This is a genomic window from Bradyrhizobium sp. 192 (assembly GCF_023100965.1).
Lineage (GTDB): Bacteria > Pseudomonadota > Alphaproteobacteria > Rhizobiales > Xanthobacteraceae > Bradyrhizobium > Bradyrhizobium symbiodeficiens.
On record NZ_CP064690.1, the window covers coordinates 3,218,219 to 3,232,104 of the forward strand.

Annotated in this window: 14 protein-coding genes and 2 pseudogenes; 9 read left to right on the forward strand and 7 right to left on the reverse strand. The window is 62.0% G+C overall.

The features are described from left to right. Positions 1-256 precede the first annotated feature (256 nt). Positions 257-535: pseudogene (locus IVB24_RS14635) on the forward strand (hypothetical protein); the annotation flags it as partial. Between the two features lie 421 nt (positions 536-956). Here the strand turns inward: IVB24_RS14635 and IVB24_RS14640 are convergent. The 4 genes from IVB24_RS14640 to IVB24_RS14655 form a co-directional block, all read right to left on the reverse strand. Next, complete coding sequence (locus IVB24_RS14640; RefSeq protein ID WP_247773386.1) at positions 957-1,097, reverse strand: LuxR C-terminal-related transcriptional regulator; 141 nt, start codon at positions 1,095-1,097, stop codon at positions 957-959. A gap of 693 nt (positions 1,098-1,790) precedes the next feature. Continuing rightward, positions 1,791-1,940, reverse strand: coding sequence for a hypothetical protein (locus tag IVB24_RS14645; protein ID WP_247773387.1), 150 nt, complete (start codon positions 1,938-1,940; stop codon positions 1,791-1,793). A gap of 1,088 nt (positions 1,941-3,028) precedes the next feature. Next, complete coding sequence (locus tag IVB24_RS14650; RefSeq protein ID WP_247773389.1) at positions 3,029-3,319, reverse strand: hypothetical protein; 291 nt, start codon at positions 3,317-3,319, stop codon at positions 3,029-3,031. A 218-nt stretch (positions 3,320-3,537) separates the two neighbouring features. Further along, positions 3,538-4,691, reverse strand: a protein-coding gene (locus tag IVB24_RS14655; protein WP_247768201.1) for an IS3 family transposase whose coding sequence is annotated in 2 segments (ribosomal slippage) — positions 3,538-4,442 and positions 4,442-4,691 — 1,155 coding nt in all. Because the reading frame shifts where the segments join, the coding sequence is not laid out codon by codon here. A 198-nt stretch (positions 4,692-4,889) separates the two neighbouring features. Here IVB24_RS14655 and IVB24_RS14660 point away from each other — a divergent pair. Continuing rightward, positions 4,890-5,047: pseudogene (locus tag IVB24_RS14660) on the forward strand (transposase); the annotation flags it as partial. Between the two features lie 305 nt (positions 5,048-5,352). On the opposite strand, the gene IVB24_RS14665 reads toward IVB24_RS14660, so the two are convergent. Next, positions 5,353-5,670, reverse strand: coding sequence for a hypothetical protein (locus IVB24_RS14665; RefSeq protein ID WP_247773390.1), 318 nt, complete (start codon positions 5,668-5,670; stop codon positions 5,353-5,355). Positions 5,671-5,773: 103 nt separating this feature from the next. Then, on the reverse strand, positions 5,774-6,229 hold the full coding sequence (locus tag IVB24_RS14670) for an Hsp20 family protein (protein ID WP_018322651.1): 456 nt from the start codon (positions 6,227-6,229) through the stop codon (positions 5,774-5,776). A gap of 330 nt (positions 6,230-6,559) precedes the next feature. Between IVB24_RS14670 and IVB24_RS14675 the strand changes: the two genes are divergently transcribed. Continuing rightward, positions 6,560-6,784: a hypothetical protein gene (locus IVB24_RS14675; protein ID WP_094975490.1), complete on the forward strand. Its 225-nt coding sequence runs from the start codon at positions 6,560-6,562 to the stop codon at positions 6,782-6,784. Then, positions 6,781-6,960 carry a hypothetical protein gene (locus IVB24_RS14680; protein ID WP_166466623.1) on the forward strand — a complete coding sequence of 60 codons (180 nt, stop codon included), beginning with the start codon at positions 6,781-6,783 and terminating at the stop codon, positions 6,958-6,960. Before IVB24_RS14675 ends, IVB24_RS14680 begins: the two co-directional genes overlap by 4 nt. Before the next feature lie 9 nt (positions 6,961-6,969). On the opposite strand, the gene IVB24_RS14685 is transcribed toward IVB24_RS14680, so the two are convergent. Next, a complete protein-coding gene (locus tag IVB24_RS14685) occupies positions 6,970-7,458 on the reverse strand; it encodes a MarR family transcriptional regulator (protein WP_247773391.1) in 489 nt (162 codons plus the stop codon). Between the two features lie 124 nt (positions 7,459-7,582). On the opposite strand from IVB24_RS14685, the gene IVB24_RS14690 reads away from it, so the two are divergent. The 5 genes from IVB24_RS14690 (at position 7,583) to IVB24_RS14710 (ending at position 13,832) form a co-directional block, all read left to right on the forward strand. Continuing rightward, complete coding sequence (locus IVB24_RS14690; protein ID WP_028143158.1) at positions 7,583-8,125, forward strand: VOC family protein; 543 nt, start codon at positions 7,583-7,585, stop codon at positions 8,123-8,125. A 27-nt stretch (positions 8,126-8,152) separates the two neighbouring features. Further along, positions 8,153-9,790 carry an FAD-dependent oxidoreductase gene (locus IVB24_RS14695; RefSeq protein WP_247773392.1) on the forward strand — a complete coding sequence of 546 codons (1,638 nt, stop codon included), beginning with the start codon at positions 8,153-8,155 and terminating at the stop codon, positions 9,788-9,790. Next, entirely contained in the window at positions 9,787-9,981 is a 195-nt protein-coding gene (locus IVB24_RS14700; RefSeq protein WP_247773394.1) for a DUF2783 domain-containing protein, read from the forward strand. Before IVB24_RS14695 ends, IVB24_RS14700 begins: the two co-directional genes overlap by 4 nt. A gap of 100 nt (positions 9,982-10,081) precedes the next feature. Further along, positions 10,082-12,367 carry a heavy metal translocating P-type ATPase gene (locus IVB24_RS14705; protein WP_247773395.1) on the forward strand — a complete coding sequence of 762 codons (2,286 nt, stop codon included), beginning with the start codon at positions 10,082-10,084 and terminating at the stop codon, positions 12,365-12,367. 115 nt (positions 12,368-12,482) lie between these two features. Next, the gene (locus IVB24_RS14710; RefSeq protein ID WP_247773396.1) at positions 12,483-13,832 is read left to right on the forward strand and encodes a ferric reductase-like transmembrane domain-containing protein; all 1,350 of its coding nucleotides are present in this window, start codon (positions 12,483-12,485) and stop codon (positions 13,830-13,832) included. The last annotated feature ends 54 nt before the right edge of the window (positions 13,833-13,886 follow it).

Sequence of the window (13,886 nt, forward strand, 5' to 3'; positions counted from 1 at the left end):
CGACACTGGTCGTGATCGAGGTCAGATCGCAAACGTGCGACTATAAAAATCATTAAATATCGATTCATTTTAGATTTTGCGGTGGTTGCGCCGAATTCACAGATGAGTCAATGGGTTAGCGCGGCTAATGCACGGTACAAGAAGCTGACTGAATAGAAAATGATTGAATGTATATTTAATTTATAATATTATAGGCCAGTTATAGATTTAGGAGGGTGTCGTGACCCGGGACGACGAGAAAGATGACGACCGGAGGATGTTTCTGAAAACCTGCGGAAGATTTGCAGCGGTGACGCCCCCCGTCATGACCCTGCTCCTATCTACCTCCCTGACGTCGAAAGCGATTGCGCGTTCGGGTGGCCTGAACGGAACAGCATCCAGCGACAGGAGCCAGTCCATCTTCGACAATGATCGGTCCTCTGGGGACAGCTCGATGATCTCCAGTGGTGGAGGTGGAGGTGGAGGTGGAGGCGGAGGCGGATTCGGCGGCGGTGGCCGGCCCAATTCACCTCATGCTGCAGCGGCATCCGGCGGGGAAAACGGATTTGGCGGTGGCAAAGGAGGCGGCACCAAGGGGCCGTTCGCCACCGGCACCAACTCTGGCGTTTTGGCTGCGGATGGTGGTGCCGATTGCGCGAATGAGGATGGCCGAAAGAAGGTCGATTGCGACTTTGCTGCTGCTCAGATTCAGAGCGCATATGTATCCAAGCACTAGTCCTGATGACCAGCCGCATTTCTCGCGGGCTGCGATAAGTGAAACTCCTCCGCTGGCGACTACGTTGTGGCTCGTGGGTCGATTCGAGGCTTGCCAGCGCCTGCTCGGCTCTCTCAATCCGACGTTGTCACAACCGGCTTCGTGAGGCCTCCGTTCGCTTCGAGAGATACCGCGAGCATATCCGGTCGACCGCAAAGCTGTGGGCTATTGAGCCTCGTCCCAGTGATCCGTTGTTCATCGCTCAAATGGCCGCCTGCGTCGCATTCTGGACTCGTATCTTGCGGAGGATCGCCTTGACATGAACCTCCACAGTTGCTTCGGCAATATCGACTTTTCGCGCAATATTTTTGTAAGAGTTGCCCTCGATCAGGTAAGACAGCACTGCTCGCTCTCGCGGTGACAGGCGGGCACAATCCCTTACTCCGAAGCAGCGGGAGTGTTGGAACGATCCTCGCTCGCCGGCGTCAGATGAAGCTCGCCGTGATGTGCGATGTCTAGCACGTACGACATAAATGACGGCGGAAATATCGTCTCGCCCATTGTCACGAGGTCGATGGACTTGGTGAAGGCGTCGCATGAATTGACGTCGACAAAAATAGCCGCTCGCCCGCTATTATTGGAGCTGCTTCATTATTGGGAGGCGAATGGACACCCCGAGCCCCTGAGTTCGATTTTCAATTTATAGAACCATATAATCAAATTCAATGTAGAGATTTACCTCCGATCGGCTCTTGGTGAGCAGGTCGTCGCCTTTCACTAGTGGGGACGACACGGACCTGACCACCGGTTGACCACTGAGACGCGGCGAACGAACGAGGATGAAGGCGGTCGACCATGGGCATCGTAAGGCGACGAAGAGCTGTCTGCCCTGCTGAAGCCGGGAGAAGAATGATCAAAAGAAAGCTTTGGAGCACTTGGGGGCTCCGGGCTGTCCGAATTCCCCGGTCACGATCTTGGAGAAGGGAAATTTGCTGTCTGCCCATTTGAGCGGAGGAATAGAGGGATTGCTCTGACGGCCGTCCAACAACAGCCAATGGGCCAGCGCAAGGGCGGTCGCGTTGTAAGCCATTTCGGGCTAATGCGTTTTCTGGTTGTTCTCCGCGAGCCGCACCTTGGCTCTGAGCTCCTCAAGGTCTTCCATGGCCTTAAGCAATCTCACCAGATCGGACACCATGTGTGCCAGAGTGGGCTTGCGCGGCTTCGAGACTCGAGATTTCTGCTTCATCGCGAAACGACTCCCTGCCAGGACCGACGGAGATGCCGCTTGATACGCAAGGACTATGCCAGCGAAGTGCACCGGGGTTTCACGGAGAGCGCTAGTCCTGTGAAAGGGTTATCTGGCCGGCGCCCCTTTCCATCTATACGACTGACGTGCGATCTGGCCAGTGATGTCAATGTCCTTTTGGTCAGAGAGGCGCCATGCCGCCACTCCGAGTCAAATGGTCAGAATACGGCTGTTGTTAGCAGCCGCATCGATAGAAACTGGCTCACGCCTGCACCCTCGAAACGCGCCGTATGTGCGAGCGACCATGGAACGTCGATTCGGAAAATGCAGACCCATTGACCTACCGGCGGAATGTCCCAAGCTTCTGGGAGGCGCATGTTGTTCGATCAAAGCGACCCGACCCGCTGTGGCAATCAGGTATTGGATCGCACGATGTTTCGGAATGACATTTTCTCAGTCCAAATCCCTCTGCACCAGGGATACGACGAGCTCCAATTGAATAGGAGTACATCGATGGTTCGAAAACCGGGCGCTCAAGAAGGCACGCTCGAAATGGACCTTCGCCCTGGGGCCAAGGTGCAGGCGGGAACGTCCGCTGGCGCGAACCGCTCCGAAAGCGTTGCGGGCTTGGCATCCCGCGTTGCAGAAAGAGCGGCCGAAACAAACGATGAAGTTCCGAGCATAGCTAGCGCTATGAGCGCTGCTCCAAAAATTAAACTACGCATGTGAACCTCTCTCAATCGCCTTAGCATCGGACGGTATTGTTTCAGCACCGCTTCGTTTGACCGCCAAACTGGCTTCATGCACACGACCGTGAAGTGTAGATTGCTGTTTTGCCCTAAGCGGCGCCAAGCCAGCCGACCTCAGCCGCCCAGTTGCAGAAGACCAGTGTCGCTTGCATGGTTTGCGTGTTGCTAGCAGGTGTTTGCTTGACAACGCTCCGCGACGTTTGAGTAGTGCCGAAGGTGTCCACCTAAGCTAAGTTCATTGTTTGGCTGAGGGCCAGAAGATCTCGTATGAAGTCCAGCTTGATCGTAAGCGCGGCAAGAGCAGCGCAGAGAATCTGCGCTCTGAGGCTGCAGCTTAGATCACCGCACTTTCTGTCCTGGGTCTCTCAACACGGCGCGAAGAAAATCGCTGGCATGGTCATATTGAACGTTGCCGCTTGTGACCTGATGGGCTTGCGGCTCCATTATGCGGCCCACGGTTTCGGGGCCCAGCAGTTCAACACTGTCCGACCACTGCCGCAGTAGACGATCGGGAACGTCTTTCGCGGATCCGAACAGCCTGAGCAGGTACTGTTCGCCCGCCGTTTTATGGTCGTGATGAGCCTTTGCTGCATAAAATGCGAATGACCCGCGGAACACCGGTTTTCCCATGGCAATGTCCCTGAAAATCAAATTCCCAATGGAAAATAGTCTGACGCCCTCGCACGGGAAAACAGCAAAAAATTACTTGCTAGCGGGTCTTAAGGTCACCGCTTTGGTTGATAAAGTTCACCTAGGTCAATGCTCATGACTTACTTGTCGAAGCGCCTTCACCAAACCCGAGGTCGTTTGTCGTAAATTGAGCTGCTGCCGGTTTGATGGACACCAGGTTAAGCTAATCCCACCTTACGCTCGAACTCAACGGGGCTGAGATAGCCGATGGTCGAATGACGCCGGACGGCGTTATAGAACCGCTCGATGTAGTCGAACACATCTGCTCTTGCCTCGTTCCTGGTGCGATAGGTCTTGCGCTCGGTGCGCTCGGTCTTCAACGACGAGAAGAAGCTCTCCATCGCCGCGTTGTCCCACACATTGCCGGATCGGCTCATGCTGCAAACGATCCCGCTGTCGGCCATCAGGCGCTGGAACTGTTCGCTGACGTATTGGCTGCCGCGATCGGAATGATGCATCAAAGCATCCGGGTTGCCGCGGCGCCAGACTGCCATCAACAGGGCATCGGCAACCAATTGCGCTGTCATACTAGAGCTCATCGACCAGCCGACCACACGGCGCGAGAACAGGTCGATCACGGCCGACACGTAGAGCCAGCCCTCGGCGGTCCAGATGTAGGTGAAGTCGGCGATCCACTTCTGGTTCGGCCGCTCAGCCACAAACTGACGATCCAGAAGGTTCGCCGGCACGTTCGCTATCTGCCGGTCGCCTTCGTCCTTCGGCAGGCGCCGGCGCCTTGGTCTCGCCCGCAAGGCCTGCAGGCGCATCAGCCGCTCGATTCGATGCAGGCCGCAGTCGACGCCGTCTGCCAGAAGGTCTCTCCAGACGCGCCGTGCGCCATAGGTCCGGTCGCTGGCAACGAAGCTCGCCTTGACCCTCTGGCCTACCGTCTCGTCGCTTCGGGATCTGGCGCTGGGCGATCGGTTCAGCCAGGCATGGAAGCCCGACCGCGATACGCCCATTGCTTCGCATAGCCATGCCACCGGCCAGATGGTCCGGTGCTTCGCGATGAAGCCGAACTTCATGTCGCTTCCTTCGCGAAGTAGGCAGCGGCCTTTTTTAGGATGTCCCGCTCCGCCTTCAGCTTGGTGACCTCGCGCCGCAGCCGCTCGATCTCCAATTGCTCAGGCTTCATTTGCCCGTGGCCGGGGAAGGCCTGAACGGGATCGGAGCCGAACTCCTTCACCCATTTGCGCAGCACGTTCTCATGAACCCCCAGGTCGCGGCCGGCTTGCGCCACCGACACCCCTCGTTCCCTGACAAGCTTGACCGCCTCGACCTTGAACTCTCGACTGAACTTCCGTCTCTGCATGACCACCTCCGGCTTCATGAAACACCCAATCTCGGTGTCCATCAAACCGGCAGCAGCTCACTTGCCACGTCCGCCACCATGGTTGCCGATCGAGGCTATGACAGTAACGCCGTGCTCGACCTGATCACGAGCACAGGTGCCCAGCCCAACATCCCAAGCTGCTCGCGGCGGCTCCTGCGGCGCTCCGTCGATCCGGCGATCTACCGCCAGCGTAATCTGATCGAACGCTTCTTTTGCAAGTCAAACAGTTCCGACGGGTAGCAACCCGCTTCAACAAGCTTGCACGCAACTTCCTTGCCGCGGCCTTGCTCGCCTCAATCCGCGCCTGGCTCAGGGCTTTTGAGTCCACGCCCTAGGCGACGACGACCGATTGTGGGTGAACCGCCAATGGCCGGCATCATGGAAACGTCGATGGCGAAATCCATGGCAGCGCCGAGTTTTGGTGTCGCTTAGGCTTGCGAATGCGTCCGGCCTGCGGATCTTGGCGAGATGCGGCACTGAGGTGCTACACATCGCATCGGTGTCGCCTGTTTCGTTAAGCTTTTCAGTCGGTTAATCCCAAGCAGTTTCTGGTTGAGTACCCTCCCGCCCCAGCCAGAAGCTCCGCTTCCTCGAAATCTGGCGGAGCCGGCCTCGTACAGATCCCTTGGCGGGTCCTCGATTACGGCGTTGCGGCGGCCCAGGGCCGCCGCAGCCGCATCGGGACGCCGCCGCCGGGCGGCGGGTCGTCGTCGTCATCGAGCTTGCGCAGCGCACTGAGGATGTCCGCGAGCCGGATCGGCTGATCCATGCCCGGAATCTCGCGCAGCGCCGGGTGGGATTCGACGGCGTACATGTCCGAGGCCCACGACGACAAGATGATCCGCTTCTCCGCTGTCGAAAGCTTGCCGTCGTCGAGGACGGCGCTTGGCGATGCATAATGCGCAGCCGGATGGAACAGCGCGCCGAGACCGCCGGTGGTCGCATTGGCATTGGTCATTTCTTGTCTCCCTCTACACTCCTTTCGAAGGGATGTTCGATCGGCGGATGGCGATCCGGTCGCCATCCGCCATGGTCGTCATTGTCGAATGCGTTCGACGCGCCTAGGCCGCCTTCTTTTGCTCGATCTGCGGTGACGCAGCACCCGCGATCTGGATCCGACGCGGCTTCATGGCTTCCGGAATTTCACGCAGGAGATCGATGACCAGGAGACCGTCCTGGAAAGCGGCCTGCTTGACCTGGACGTAGTCGGCGAGATTGAACACGCGGCGGAACGGACGCGCGGCGATACCCTGATAGAGATATTCGCGCGTGGCGCTGTCCGGCTTTCGGCCCTCGATGGTGAGCGCGTTCTGTTCGGCGGTCACGCTGATGTCGTTGACGCCAAAGCCCGCTACGGCCAGCGTGATCCGGTATTGGTCTTCGCCGGAGCGTTCGATGTTGTAGGGGGGATAATTGTCCTCGCCCGCCTGACGCAGCGTGCTGTCGACGAGATCGGCCAGATGGTCGAAGCCGATGGTGGAGCGCCACAGCGGCGCGAAGTCGAAGGTGGTCCTCATACCAAGTCCTCCAAAGAGCAAGATGGATACGAAGGAGCGCCGTTTAAGGAATCGGAAAACGGATCCGAAGACCCCGGCCCGGCGCCCGCGCCGGACCCGATCGGGCATCCGGCACACCGCTCTCGCGGCGAAAAACGACTTAGAGCGCCGCAAGGAGCTTGCAAGAGGGACGCGCAAGATTTTTTTGTTGGGGCCCCCGGTGTCGTCAAGGAAGCGGCGAGAGAGGGTCTTGACAGGAAAACGGGCCTGAATATTTTTTGCGCCGGAAGATGCTTCTTCCCACACCGTAAATTCGAAAAGGACCGTGAAAGACCGTCAGGAGTGACGACGATGCTCGATCAGGATTTCGCCCGCATCCGCGCGCACCGCAACAACCTCTCTCGTTATCGACGCCTGCTGAAGACTGAGCTGTCGGACATTGAGCGCCAGTTTATCGAACGACGCCTCGCCGAGGAGCAGACTGCGCTCGAGGCTCTTGCCGCCGATGCCTTCCCGGCCGCATTCACCGTTCCGAACACGCCATCGGCCATTGCCGCGACTGGAGCGGAACGATGAGTGACGTCCGTAACCTCCTCATCAACGGCAGCGAGAAAGTGATCGGGCACTATCGCGTGTTGCTGGCCGGCGCCAGAAGCGCGAGCGAACGCGAGCTCTATCGCGCCCGGATCGAGCGCGAGCAGCGCCTGCTTGACGCTCTGCGGGGCGGCCTGCCGGAGCGATCGGCGGCGTGAGGGGAAGAGCTACGCCAGCGCGGCCGACAATTTGCGCATCACCCGGTCGAGCACCGCCACTTCCTCGGCGGTCAGCGCCCCAAGCAGCTTCGTCTCCCGCGCCAGCGCGAGAGGCACGATCTTGCGATAGAGCGCGCGACCGGCCGGGGTCAGCGAGACGATCAGCTCGCGCCGGTCGTCGGGATGGTGCTTGCGGCCGGCGATGCCGCGCGACTCCAGGCCCTGCACGGCGCGGCTGACCTGCATCTTGTCGAGCGTCGTCAGCGGGCCGATCTCCTTGGTCGCAATCTCCGGGCGCATGCCGAGAATGGCGAGCACGCGCCATTCCTGCCGCGTCAACGCAAAGCGCTCGGAATAGACCTCGGCCACCGCCAGCGATACCTGCTCGGCGAGGCGTGCCAGCCGGTACGGAAAATATCGCTGCAGATCCAGCTCGTCGCCACCTTGCGCCGTCGCGGCTTCGGCCGCGTCCCCGCGCGCCACGCTCGAACGTCCCATCAAGCCATTCCCGTCCATCGATCCACCGGAAAATTTCTTCGGAGCCGGTTGATCCAGATCAAGTTCAAAGAATAGTAACATCTGATACCAATTTCGCAACCGTAGATCCAGGGAGCGAAGCGCCATGAAAATCGAGAAGATCCATCACGTCGCCTATCGCTGCGTCGACGCCAAGGCGACCGTCGAGTTCTACAAGACCGTCATGAACATGGACCTTCTCGGCGCCATTGCCGAGGATCGGGTGCCTTCGACCAAGGCGCCCGATCCCTACATGCACATCTTCCTCGACGCCGGGAACGGCAACATCCTCGCCTTCTTCGAGCTGCCGAACTCGCCGCCGATGGGCCGCGATCCCAACACGCCGGAGTGGACCCAGCACATCGCCTTCCAGGTCAAGGACCTCGCCGAGCTCGAAGAGGCCAAGGCGCGCGCGGAGGCTGCCGGCCTCGACGTCGTCGGCGTCACCGACCACACCATCTTCAAGTCGATCTATTTCCGTGATCCCAGCGGTCATCGCCTGGAGATTGCGGCCTGGACCGCGACGCCCGAGCAGATCGACCGCATGAAATCGGTCGCGCACGAAATGGTCGAGGAATGGTCGCGCACCAAGCGCCCGCCGCGCCACACCGCCTGGATGCACGAAAAGGAATTCGCGGACGCGCATTGATCCCGGCACGCGCATCAGGAAGCGAACATGACGAGCTACATCTATCCGAAGTTCGGCTATCGGCGTTCCCAGGAGCAGGCCGAGGGGATCGCGAAGCGGCATCCGGTCGTGGTGATCGGCGCAGGTCCCATCGGCCTGACCGCCGCGCTCGACTGCGCGGCGCGCGGCCAGCCGGTCGTGGTGCTCGACGACAACGACACCGTCTCGATCGGCTCGCGCGCGGTCTGCTACGCCAAGCGTCCGCTCGAGATCTGGGACCGCCTCGGTTGCGCGGCGCCCATGGTCGGGCGCGGCGTCAGCTGGAACGTCGGCAAGGTCTTCTTCCAGGACCAGATGTCCTACCAGTTCGATCTGTTGCCCGAGGCCGGCCACCAATGGCCGGCCATGATCAATCTGCAGCAGTATCATCTGGAAGAAATGCTGGTTGCCAAATGCCGGGCCGACCCGCTGATCGAGCTGCGCTGGAAGCATCGCCTGATCAGCCTCAAGCAGGTGGCCGACCACGCGACGCTGGCGGTGGAGACGCCCGACGGCATCTTCACTATGGAGGCGCAATGGGTGATCGCCTGCGACGGAGCCAATTCCGACGTGCGCAAGATGGTCGGCGCCGAGTTCACGGGACAGTTCTTCCAGGATCGCTTCCTGATCGCCGACGTCGCCATGAAGGCGGATTTCCCGACCGAACGCTGGTTCTGGTTCGATCCGCCGTTCCACCGCGGCCAGTCCGGGCTGCTGCACCGGCAGGCCGACAATTTGTGGCGCATCGACTTCCAGCTCGGCTGGGAGGTTGACCCAGATGAGGAAAAAAGGCCGGAGCGGGTGATTCCGCGCATCCGCGCCATGCTCGGCGAGGACACCGAGTTCGTGCTCGAATGGGTCTCGATCTATCAGTTCGCCTGCCGGCGCATCGACAATTTCCGCCAGGGCCGGGTGCTGTTCGCCGGCGATGCCGCGCACCAGGTCTCACCGTTCGGTGCGCGCGGTGCCAATACCGGCGTCCAGGACATCGACAATCTCGCCTGGAAGCTCGCGATGGTGTTGCGCGGCGAAGCGTCGGAAGCGCTGCTCGACAGCTATCACGAGGAGCGCGCCTATGCCGCCGACGACAACATCCTGAACTCCACGCGCGCCACCGACTTCATCACGCCGAAGACGAAAACGAGCCGCCATTTCCGTGACGCGGTGCTGGAGCTCGCCCGGCATCATGGCTTTACGCGACCTCTGGTCAACAGCGGCCGTCTCTCGACGCCGACGCCCTATGTGACGTCGGCGCTCAATACCCCCGACGACGATTCGATGATGGGCGGCGTGCGGCCCGGCACCAATGCGGCCGATGCGCCGATCACGGCGGATGGCAAGCCCGTCTGGTTCCTCCCTTGTCTCGGCGATGCGTTCACGGTCGTGGCCTTCGGCAAGGAGACCGACAAGACCGAGATCGCGGTGGGTCCCCTCAAAGCGAAGCTCATTGTCGTCGGCCGCGACATCGCCGATCCCGCCGGCCTGCTTGCCGAGCGCTACGGCGCTTCGCCCGGGACCACCTACCTGTTCCGGCCCGATCAATATGTCGCGGCACGCTGGACCGGATTCGACGAGGCGGGGATCGCGGATGCGATGCTGCGGGCCTCCGGACACGACATCGCCGGACGGAAGGAACTGGCGGCATGACGCTCAATTTGTCACCCAACATCAGGGATCCCGACGATTTCTATGCCGAGCTGATCAACAGCCAGCGTGACCTCGACGAGGATCAGGCGCTGCGGATGAACGCCCGGCTGATCCTGCTGCTCGCCAATCACATCGGCGACCGCAAGGTGCTCACGGAGGCGATCAGCTGCGCCCGCGCCGGCGGCGGCTAGGTCGCGCGACGGCCACGTTGATTCAGCTCAAGTGGCAAAGCAGGTTTCGGCGCAGGATCATTCGTATCCAGCCGTGGAAACCAAGCCATGTTTTCAAGCCATGTCGTTTGATCGAATCCTGCGATGGGCTCTGGTCGCGATCGCCATCGCAGGATTGACTGCAGGTAGTCTCGCGCGAGCCGCGGGCCGGCCTGTTGTAGCCGACTTCGCGTGGGCGCTCGGCACGGCGCCGGTGATTGCGGGATTGGCGATCTCGATCGTCAGGGATCTCATGAGCGGCCGCGTCGGAGTGGACGCGATCGCGCTGCTGTCGATGAGTGCGGCCCTCGCGCTCGGACAGCCGCTCGCCGGCGCCGTGGTCGCGCTGATGTATTCCGGTGGCAACGTGCTGGAGGAGATCGCGGTCGCGCGGGCGGAGCATGATCTGCGATCCCTGGTCGATCGGGCGCCACGGCAGGTTCATCGCAAATCCGGCGAGCGGATCGAGGATGCTCCGGTCGAGGACGTCGCGGTCGGCGAAGAGCTTCTGGTCAAGGCCGGCGAAATCGTACCGGTCGACGGTGTCGTTGCGTCGGCCTCGGCCACCATCGACGAATCCACGGTGACCGGCGAGCCGATTCCGGTGGAGAAGACGCGCGGAACCGCCGTTCTCTCCGGTTCTCTGAACGCGGGCGAGACCTTCCAATTGACCGTGACGGCGGTGGCCAGCGAGAGCACTTACGCGGGCATCGTGCGCATGGTGACTGCGGCGCAGACTGCGAAAGCCCCCTTCGTGCGGATGGCCGACCGCTATGCGCTGATCTTTCTGCCGCTGACACTCGTCATCGCCTTCGTGGCATGGCGCATCTCCGGCGACTTGACCCGCAGCCTTGCCGTGCTGGTCGCGGCGACGCCTTGCCCCCTGATTCTGGCCGCACCCGTCGCCTTCATCGCCGGGGTGGCGCAGGCGGCCCGCCGCGGCATCCTGGCCAAGGGCGGGAGCGCGCTGGAGTCGCTGGCCCGTGCGCACACCGTGCTGTTCGACAAGACCGGTACCCTGACGGTGGGCGGAGCGCGGCTGCTGTCCGTCGAAGTCGCGCCGGGCGAGGATCCGGATGAGGTCCTCAGGCTCGGAGCGTCGCTCGAGCAAGCGTCGCATCACGTGCTTGCGAAGGCCGTCGTTGCCGCGGCCCTCGATCGCGGGCTCAAGCTCGAGCCCCCGGAACACGTCAAGGAGATCATGGGTTCCGGCCTCGGCGGCCGGATCGGCGGACGCCACGTCGTGGCGGGCTCGCGAGAGATGCTTCTCTCGCATGCCGAGCTGTCGGCATGGGAGTTGCGGGCGATTCGACGTGCCTCGTGGCGCTCGGCGCTGATCGTCTTTGTCGCGGTGGACGGCCGCCTGACCGGCGCATTGCTGCTGGCCGACGAATTGCGGGCGGACACGCCACGCGCGATCCGGCTGCTGCGGGACGCCGGCATCAAGCGGATGGTGATGGTCACGGGTGATCGTGCCGCAGCGGCGCAGGCCATCGGAGCGGCGCTCGATCTCGATGCCGTGCTGGCCGACCGCGTCCCTGCGGACAAGGTCGAAGCGGTGCGGAGCGAGCAGCGGCTGCATCCGACCATCATGGTCGGCGACGGCATCAATGACGCTCCGGCGCTGGCCATGGCTGATACCGGGATCGCGCTCGGCGCGCGTGGTGCGAGCGCCTCCTCCGAGGCGGCAGATGTGGTGATTCTCACGGACCGGCTGGATCGGGTCGGCGAAGCGATCATCATCGCGCAGCGGACGCGGCGCATTGCCCTGCAGAGCATCTTCGTCGGGATGGGATTGTCGCTGGTCGCCATGGTCGCGGCCGCCGTTGGCTGGCTCGATCCCGTGCCCGCGGCGATCGTCCAGGAGGTGATCGATGTTGCCGTCATTCTGAACGCGCTGCGGGCGCTCAATCCGCCGCTCGTCAGGAGTGGCCCGCGCCTCACCGCGGAGCAGGGGCTGACGTTGCATCATGATCATCAGGCCCTGCTCAGGGATCTCGACCGCTTGCGCCAGATCGTCGATGCGCTCGACGACGCGGCGCCCGAATCCGTCGTCGCCTTGATTGGCGAGGCCCACCGACTGGTCCAGAGCAGCGTCGTGATGCACGAACGCGAGGATGAAGACAGCGTCTATCCGAAGCTCACGGAGGTGCTGCGCGACCGCCACGGACTCTCGGCCATGAGCCGCGCGCATCGCGAGATCCTGCATCTCGCGCGGCTGCTCGCCCGGATCGCGGAGGACCTGCCGTCGGAGAAGATCGACCGTTACCTGATTCGAGACGCCCAGCGCGTGATCGAGGCGATCGAAACGCTGGTGCGCATGCACACGGCCCAGGAGGAGGATATCTACGAGGCCGTGGCTGCATAGGCGATAGCCGTGCCGTCCGCTGAGGGGCTTCGCGGGGAGGCGGCTTGAGTCAGCTCAATGCAACGCGGCGCGATCGGTTCAAGATGGCGTCGTAACGTTGTGAGGCGAGGACGGCATGCAGAAGCTCAAGCCGGTGTTTTGGGGCGGTCTGGCGATTCTCCTCGTGCTGTGGCTGGTTGCGGAGCCCCAGCCATTCGGCCCGGGCTCCTTCTTCCCACTCCGCGAGAGGATGGTGCAGCTGAGCGGCGTCCTGGCAATCGGTTGCATGAGCATGGCGATGATCCTCGCGCTGCGACCGCGTTGGCCGGAAGCTTGGCTGGGCGGTCTCGACAAGATGTACCGCTTGCACAAATGGTTCGGCATCGCAGCCCTTGTGACCGCCGTTGTCCATTGGCTCTGGGCCATTGGTCCGAAATGGGCGGTCGGCTGGGGTTTGCTGACCCGCCCCCAGCGTGGTGCGCGGCCCGTCATCGAAAACCCCATCGAAGCCTTCCTTGACGGCCTTCGTGAAGCCGCGGAGGGAATGGGCGAGTGGGCCTTCTACGGCGCCGTGGTGCTGATTGCCTTGGCGCTCATTCAAATGTTCCCTTATCGCCTCTTCTACAAGACGCATCGGCTGCTCGCCGTCGCCTATCTGGTTCTGGTCTTTCATGCGGTCACGCTGATCAAGTTCAGCTACTGGATGTCGCCGCTCGGCTGGATCGTCGGGGCGCTGCTTGCCTTCGGAACATGGGCGGCGGCCGTTGCGCTGCTGCGGCGCATTGCCGCCCGGCGGCAGGTCCAGGGCAGGATCACCTCGCTCAAATATTATCCCGGCGTCAAAGCCATCGAGACCGAAATCGAGGTGCCGCATAGCTGGCCGGGACATAAACCGGGCCAGTTCGCATTCGCCACGTCCGACGCCTCCGAGGGCGCGCATCCCTACACGATCGCCTCCTGCTGGAACGCTGCGGACCCCACGATCATCTTCATCACCAAGGAACTCGGCGACCACACCAGCAGGCTGCGGGATAAGCTCCGCGTCGGGCAGGAGGTGAAGGTGGAAGGACCCTATGGCTGCTTCACTTTCGACGACGATTGTGCGCATCAGATCTGGATCGGCGGCGGTATCGGCATCACGCCCTTCGTCGCCCGCATGAAACAGGCGGCCATGAAGGATAGTCCCGGTTGCTCTGTCGCGCAGGCGGTCGACCTCTTTCACACCACCGCTGACGTGGACGAGGAAGCTCTCGGAAAGCTTGCCACAGATGCGCACTCGGCGGATGTCCGTCTCCACGTCCTCATCGACGCCCGTGATGGACGCCTGACCGGCGAACGCATTCGCGAAGCCGTACCGCAATGGCGTGAGGCGAGCATCTGGTTCTGTGGCCCGGCGGCGTTCGGGGAGGCGCTCAGACGAGACTTCAGTGCGCAAGGCTTCCCGGTCGGACATCGGTTTCATCAGGAGCTGTTCGCGATGCGATGATGAACGTCGCATGTGCGTCCCACTTCCCAACTTGCCCCGGCGGCCAGTCCCTGT

Excerpts from the sequence above, each read along its gene's own strand:
- IVB24_RS14645 (WP_247773387.1), bottom strand. The coding sequence starts at position 1,940 with ATGAAGCAGAAATCTCGAGTCTCGAAGCCGCGCAAGCCCACTCTGGCA.
- IVB24_RS14650 (WP_247773389.1), bottom strand. The coding sequence starts at position 3,319 with ATGGGAAAACCGGTGTTCCGCGGGTCATTCGCATTTTATGCAGCAAAG.
- IVB24_RS14665 (WP_247773390.1), bottom strand. The coding sequence starts at position 5,670 with ATGACCAATGCCAATGCGACCACCGGCGGTCTCGGCGCGCTGTTCCAT.
- IVB24_RS14670 (WP_018322651.1), bottom strand. The coding sequence starts at position 6,229 with ATGAGGACCACCTTCGACTTCGCGCCGCTGTGGCGCTCCACCATCGGC.
- IVB24_RS14675 (WP_094975490.1), top strand. The coding sequence starts at position 6,560 with ATGCTCGATCAGGATTTCGCCCGCATCCGCGCGCACCGCAACAACCTC.
- IVB24_RS14680 (WP_166466623.1), top strand. The coding sequence starts at position 6,781 with ATGAGTGACGTCCGTAACCTCCTCATCAACGGCAGCGAGAAAGTGATC.
- IVB24_RS14685 (WP_247773391.1), bottom strand. The coding sequence starts at position 7,458 with ATGGGACGTTCGAGCGTGGCGCGCGGGGACGCGGCCGAAGCCGCGACG.
- IVB24_RS14690 (WP_028143158.1), top strand. The coding sequence starts at position 7,583 with ATGAAAATCGAGAAGATCCATCACGTCGCCTATCGCTGCGTCGACGCC.
- IVB24_RS14695 (WP_247773392.1), top strand. The coding sequence starts at position 8,153 with ATGACGAGCTACATCTATCCGAAGTTCGGCTATCGGCGTTCCCAGGAG.
- IVB24_RS14700 (WP_247773394.1), top strand. The coding sequence starts at position 9,787 with ATGACGCTCAATTTGTCACCCAACATCAGGGATCCCGACGATTTCTAT.
- IVB24_RS14705 (WP_247773395.1), top strand. The coding sequence starts at position 10,082 with ATGTCGTTTGATCGAATCCTGCGATGGGCTCTGGTCGCGATCGCCATC.
- IVB24_RS14710 (WP_247773396.1), top strand. The coding sequence starts at position 12,483 with ATGCAGAAGCTCAAGCCGGTGTTTTGGGGCGGTCTGGCGATTCTCCTC.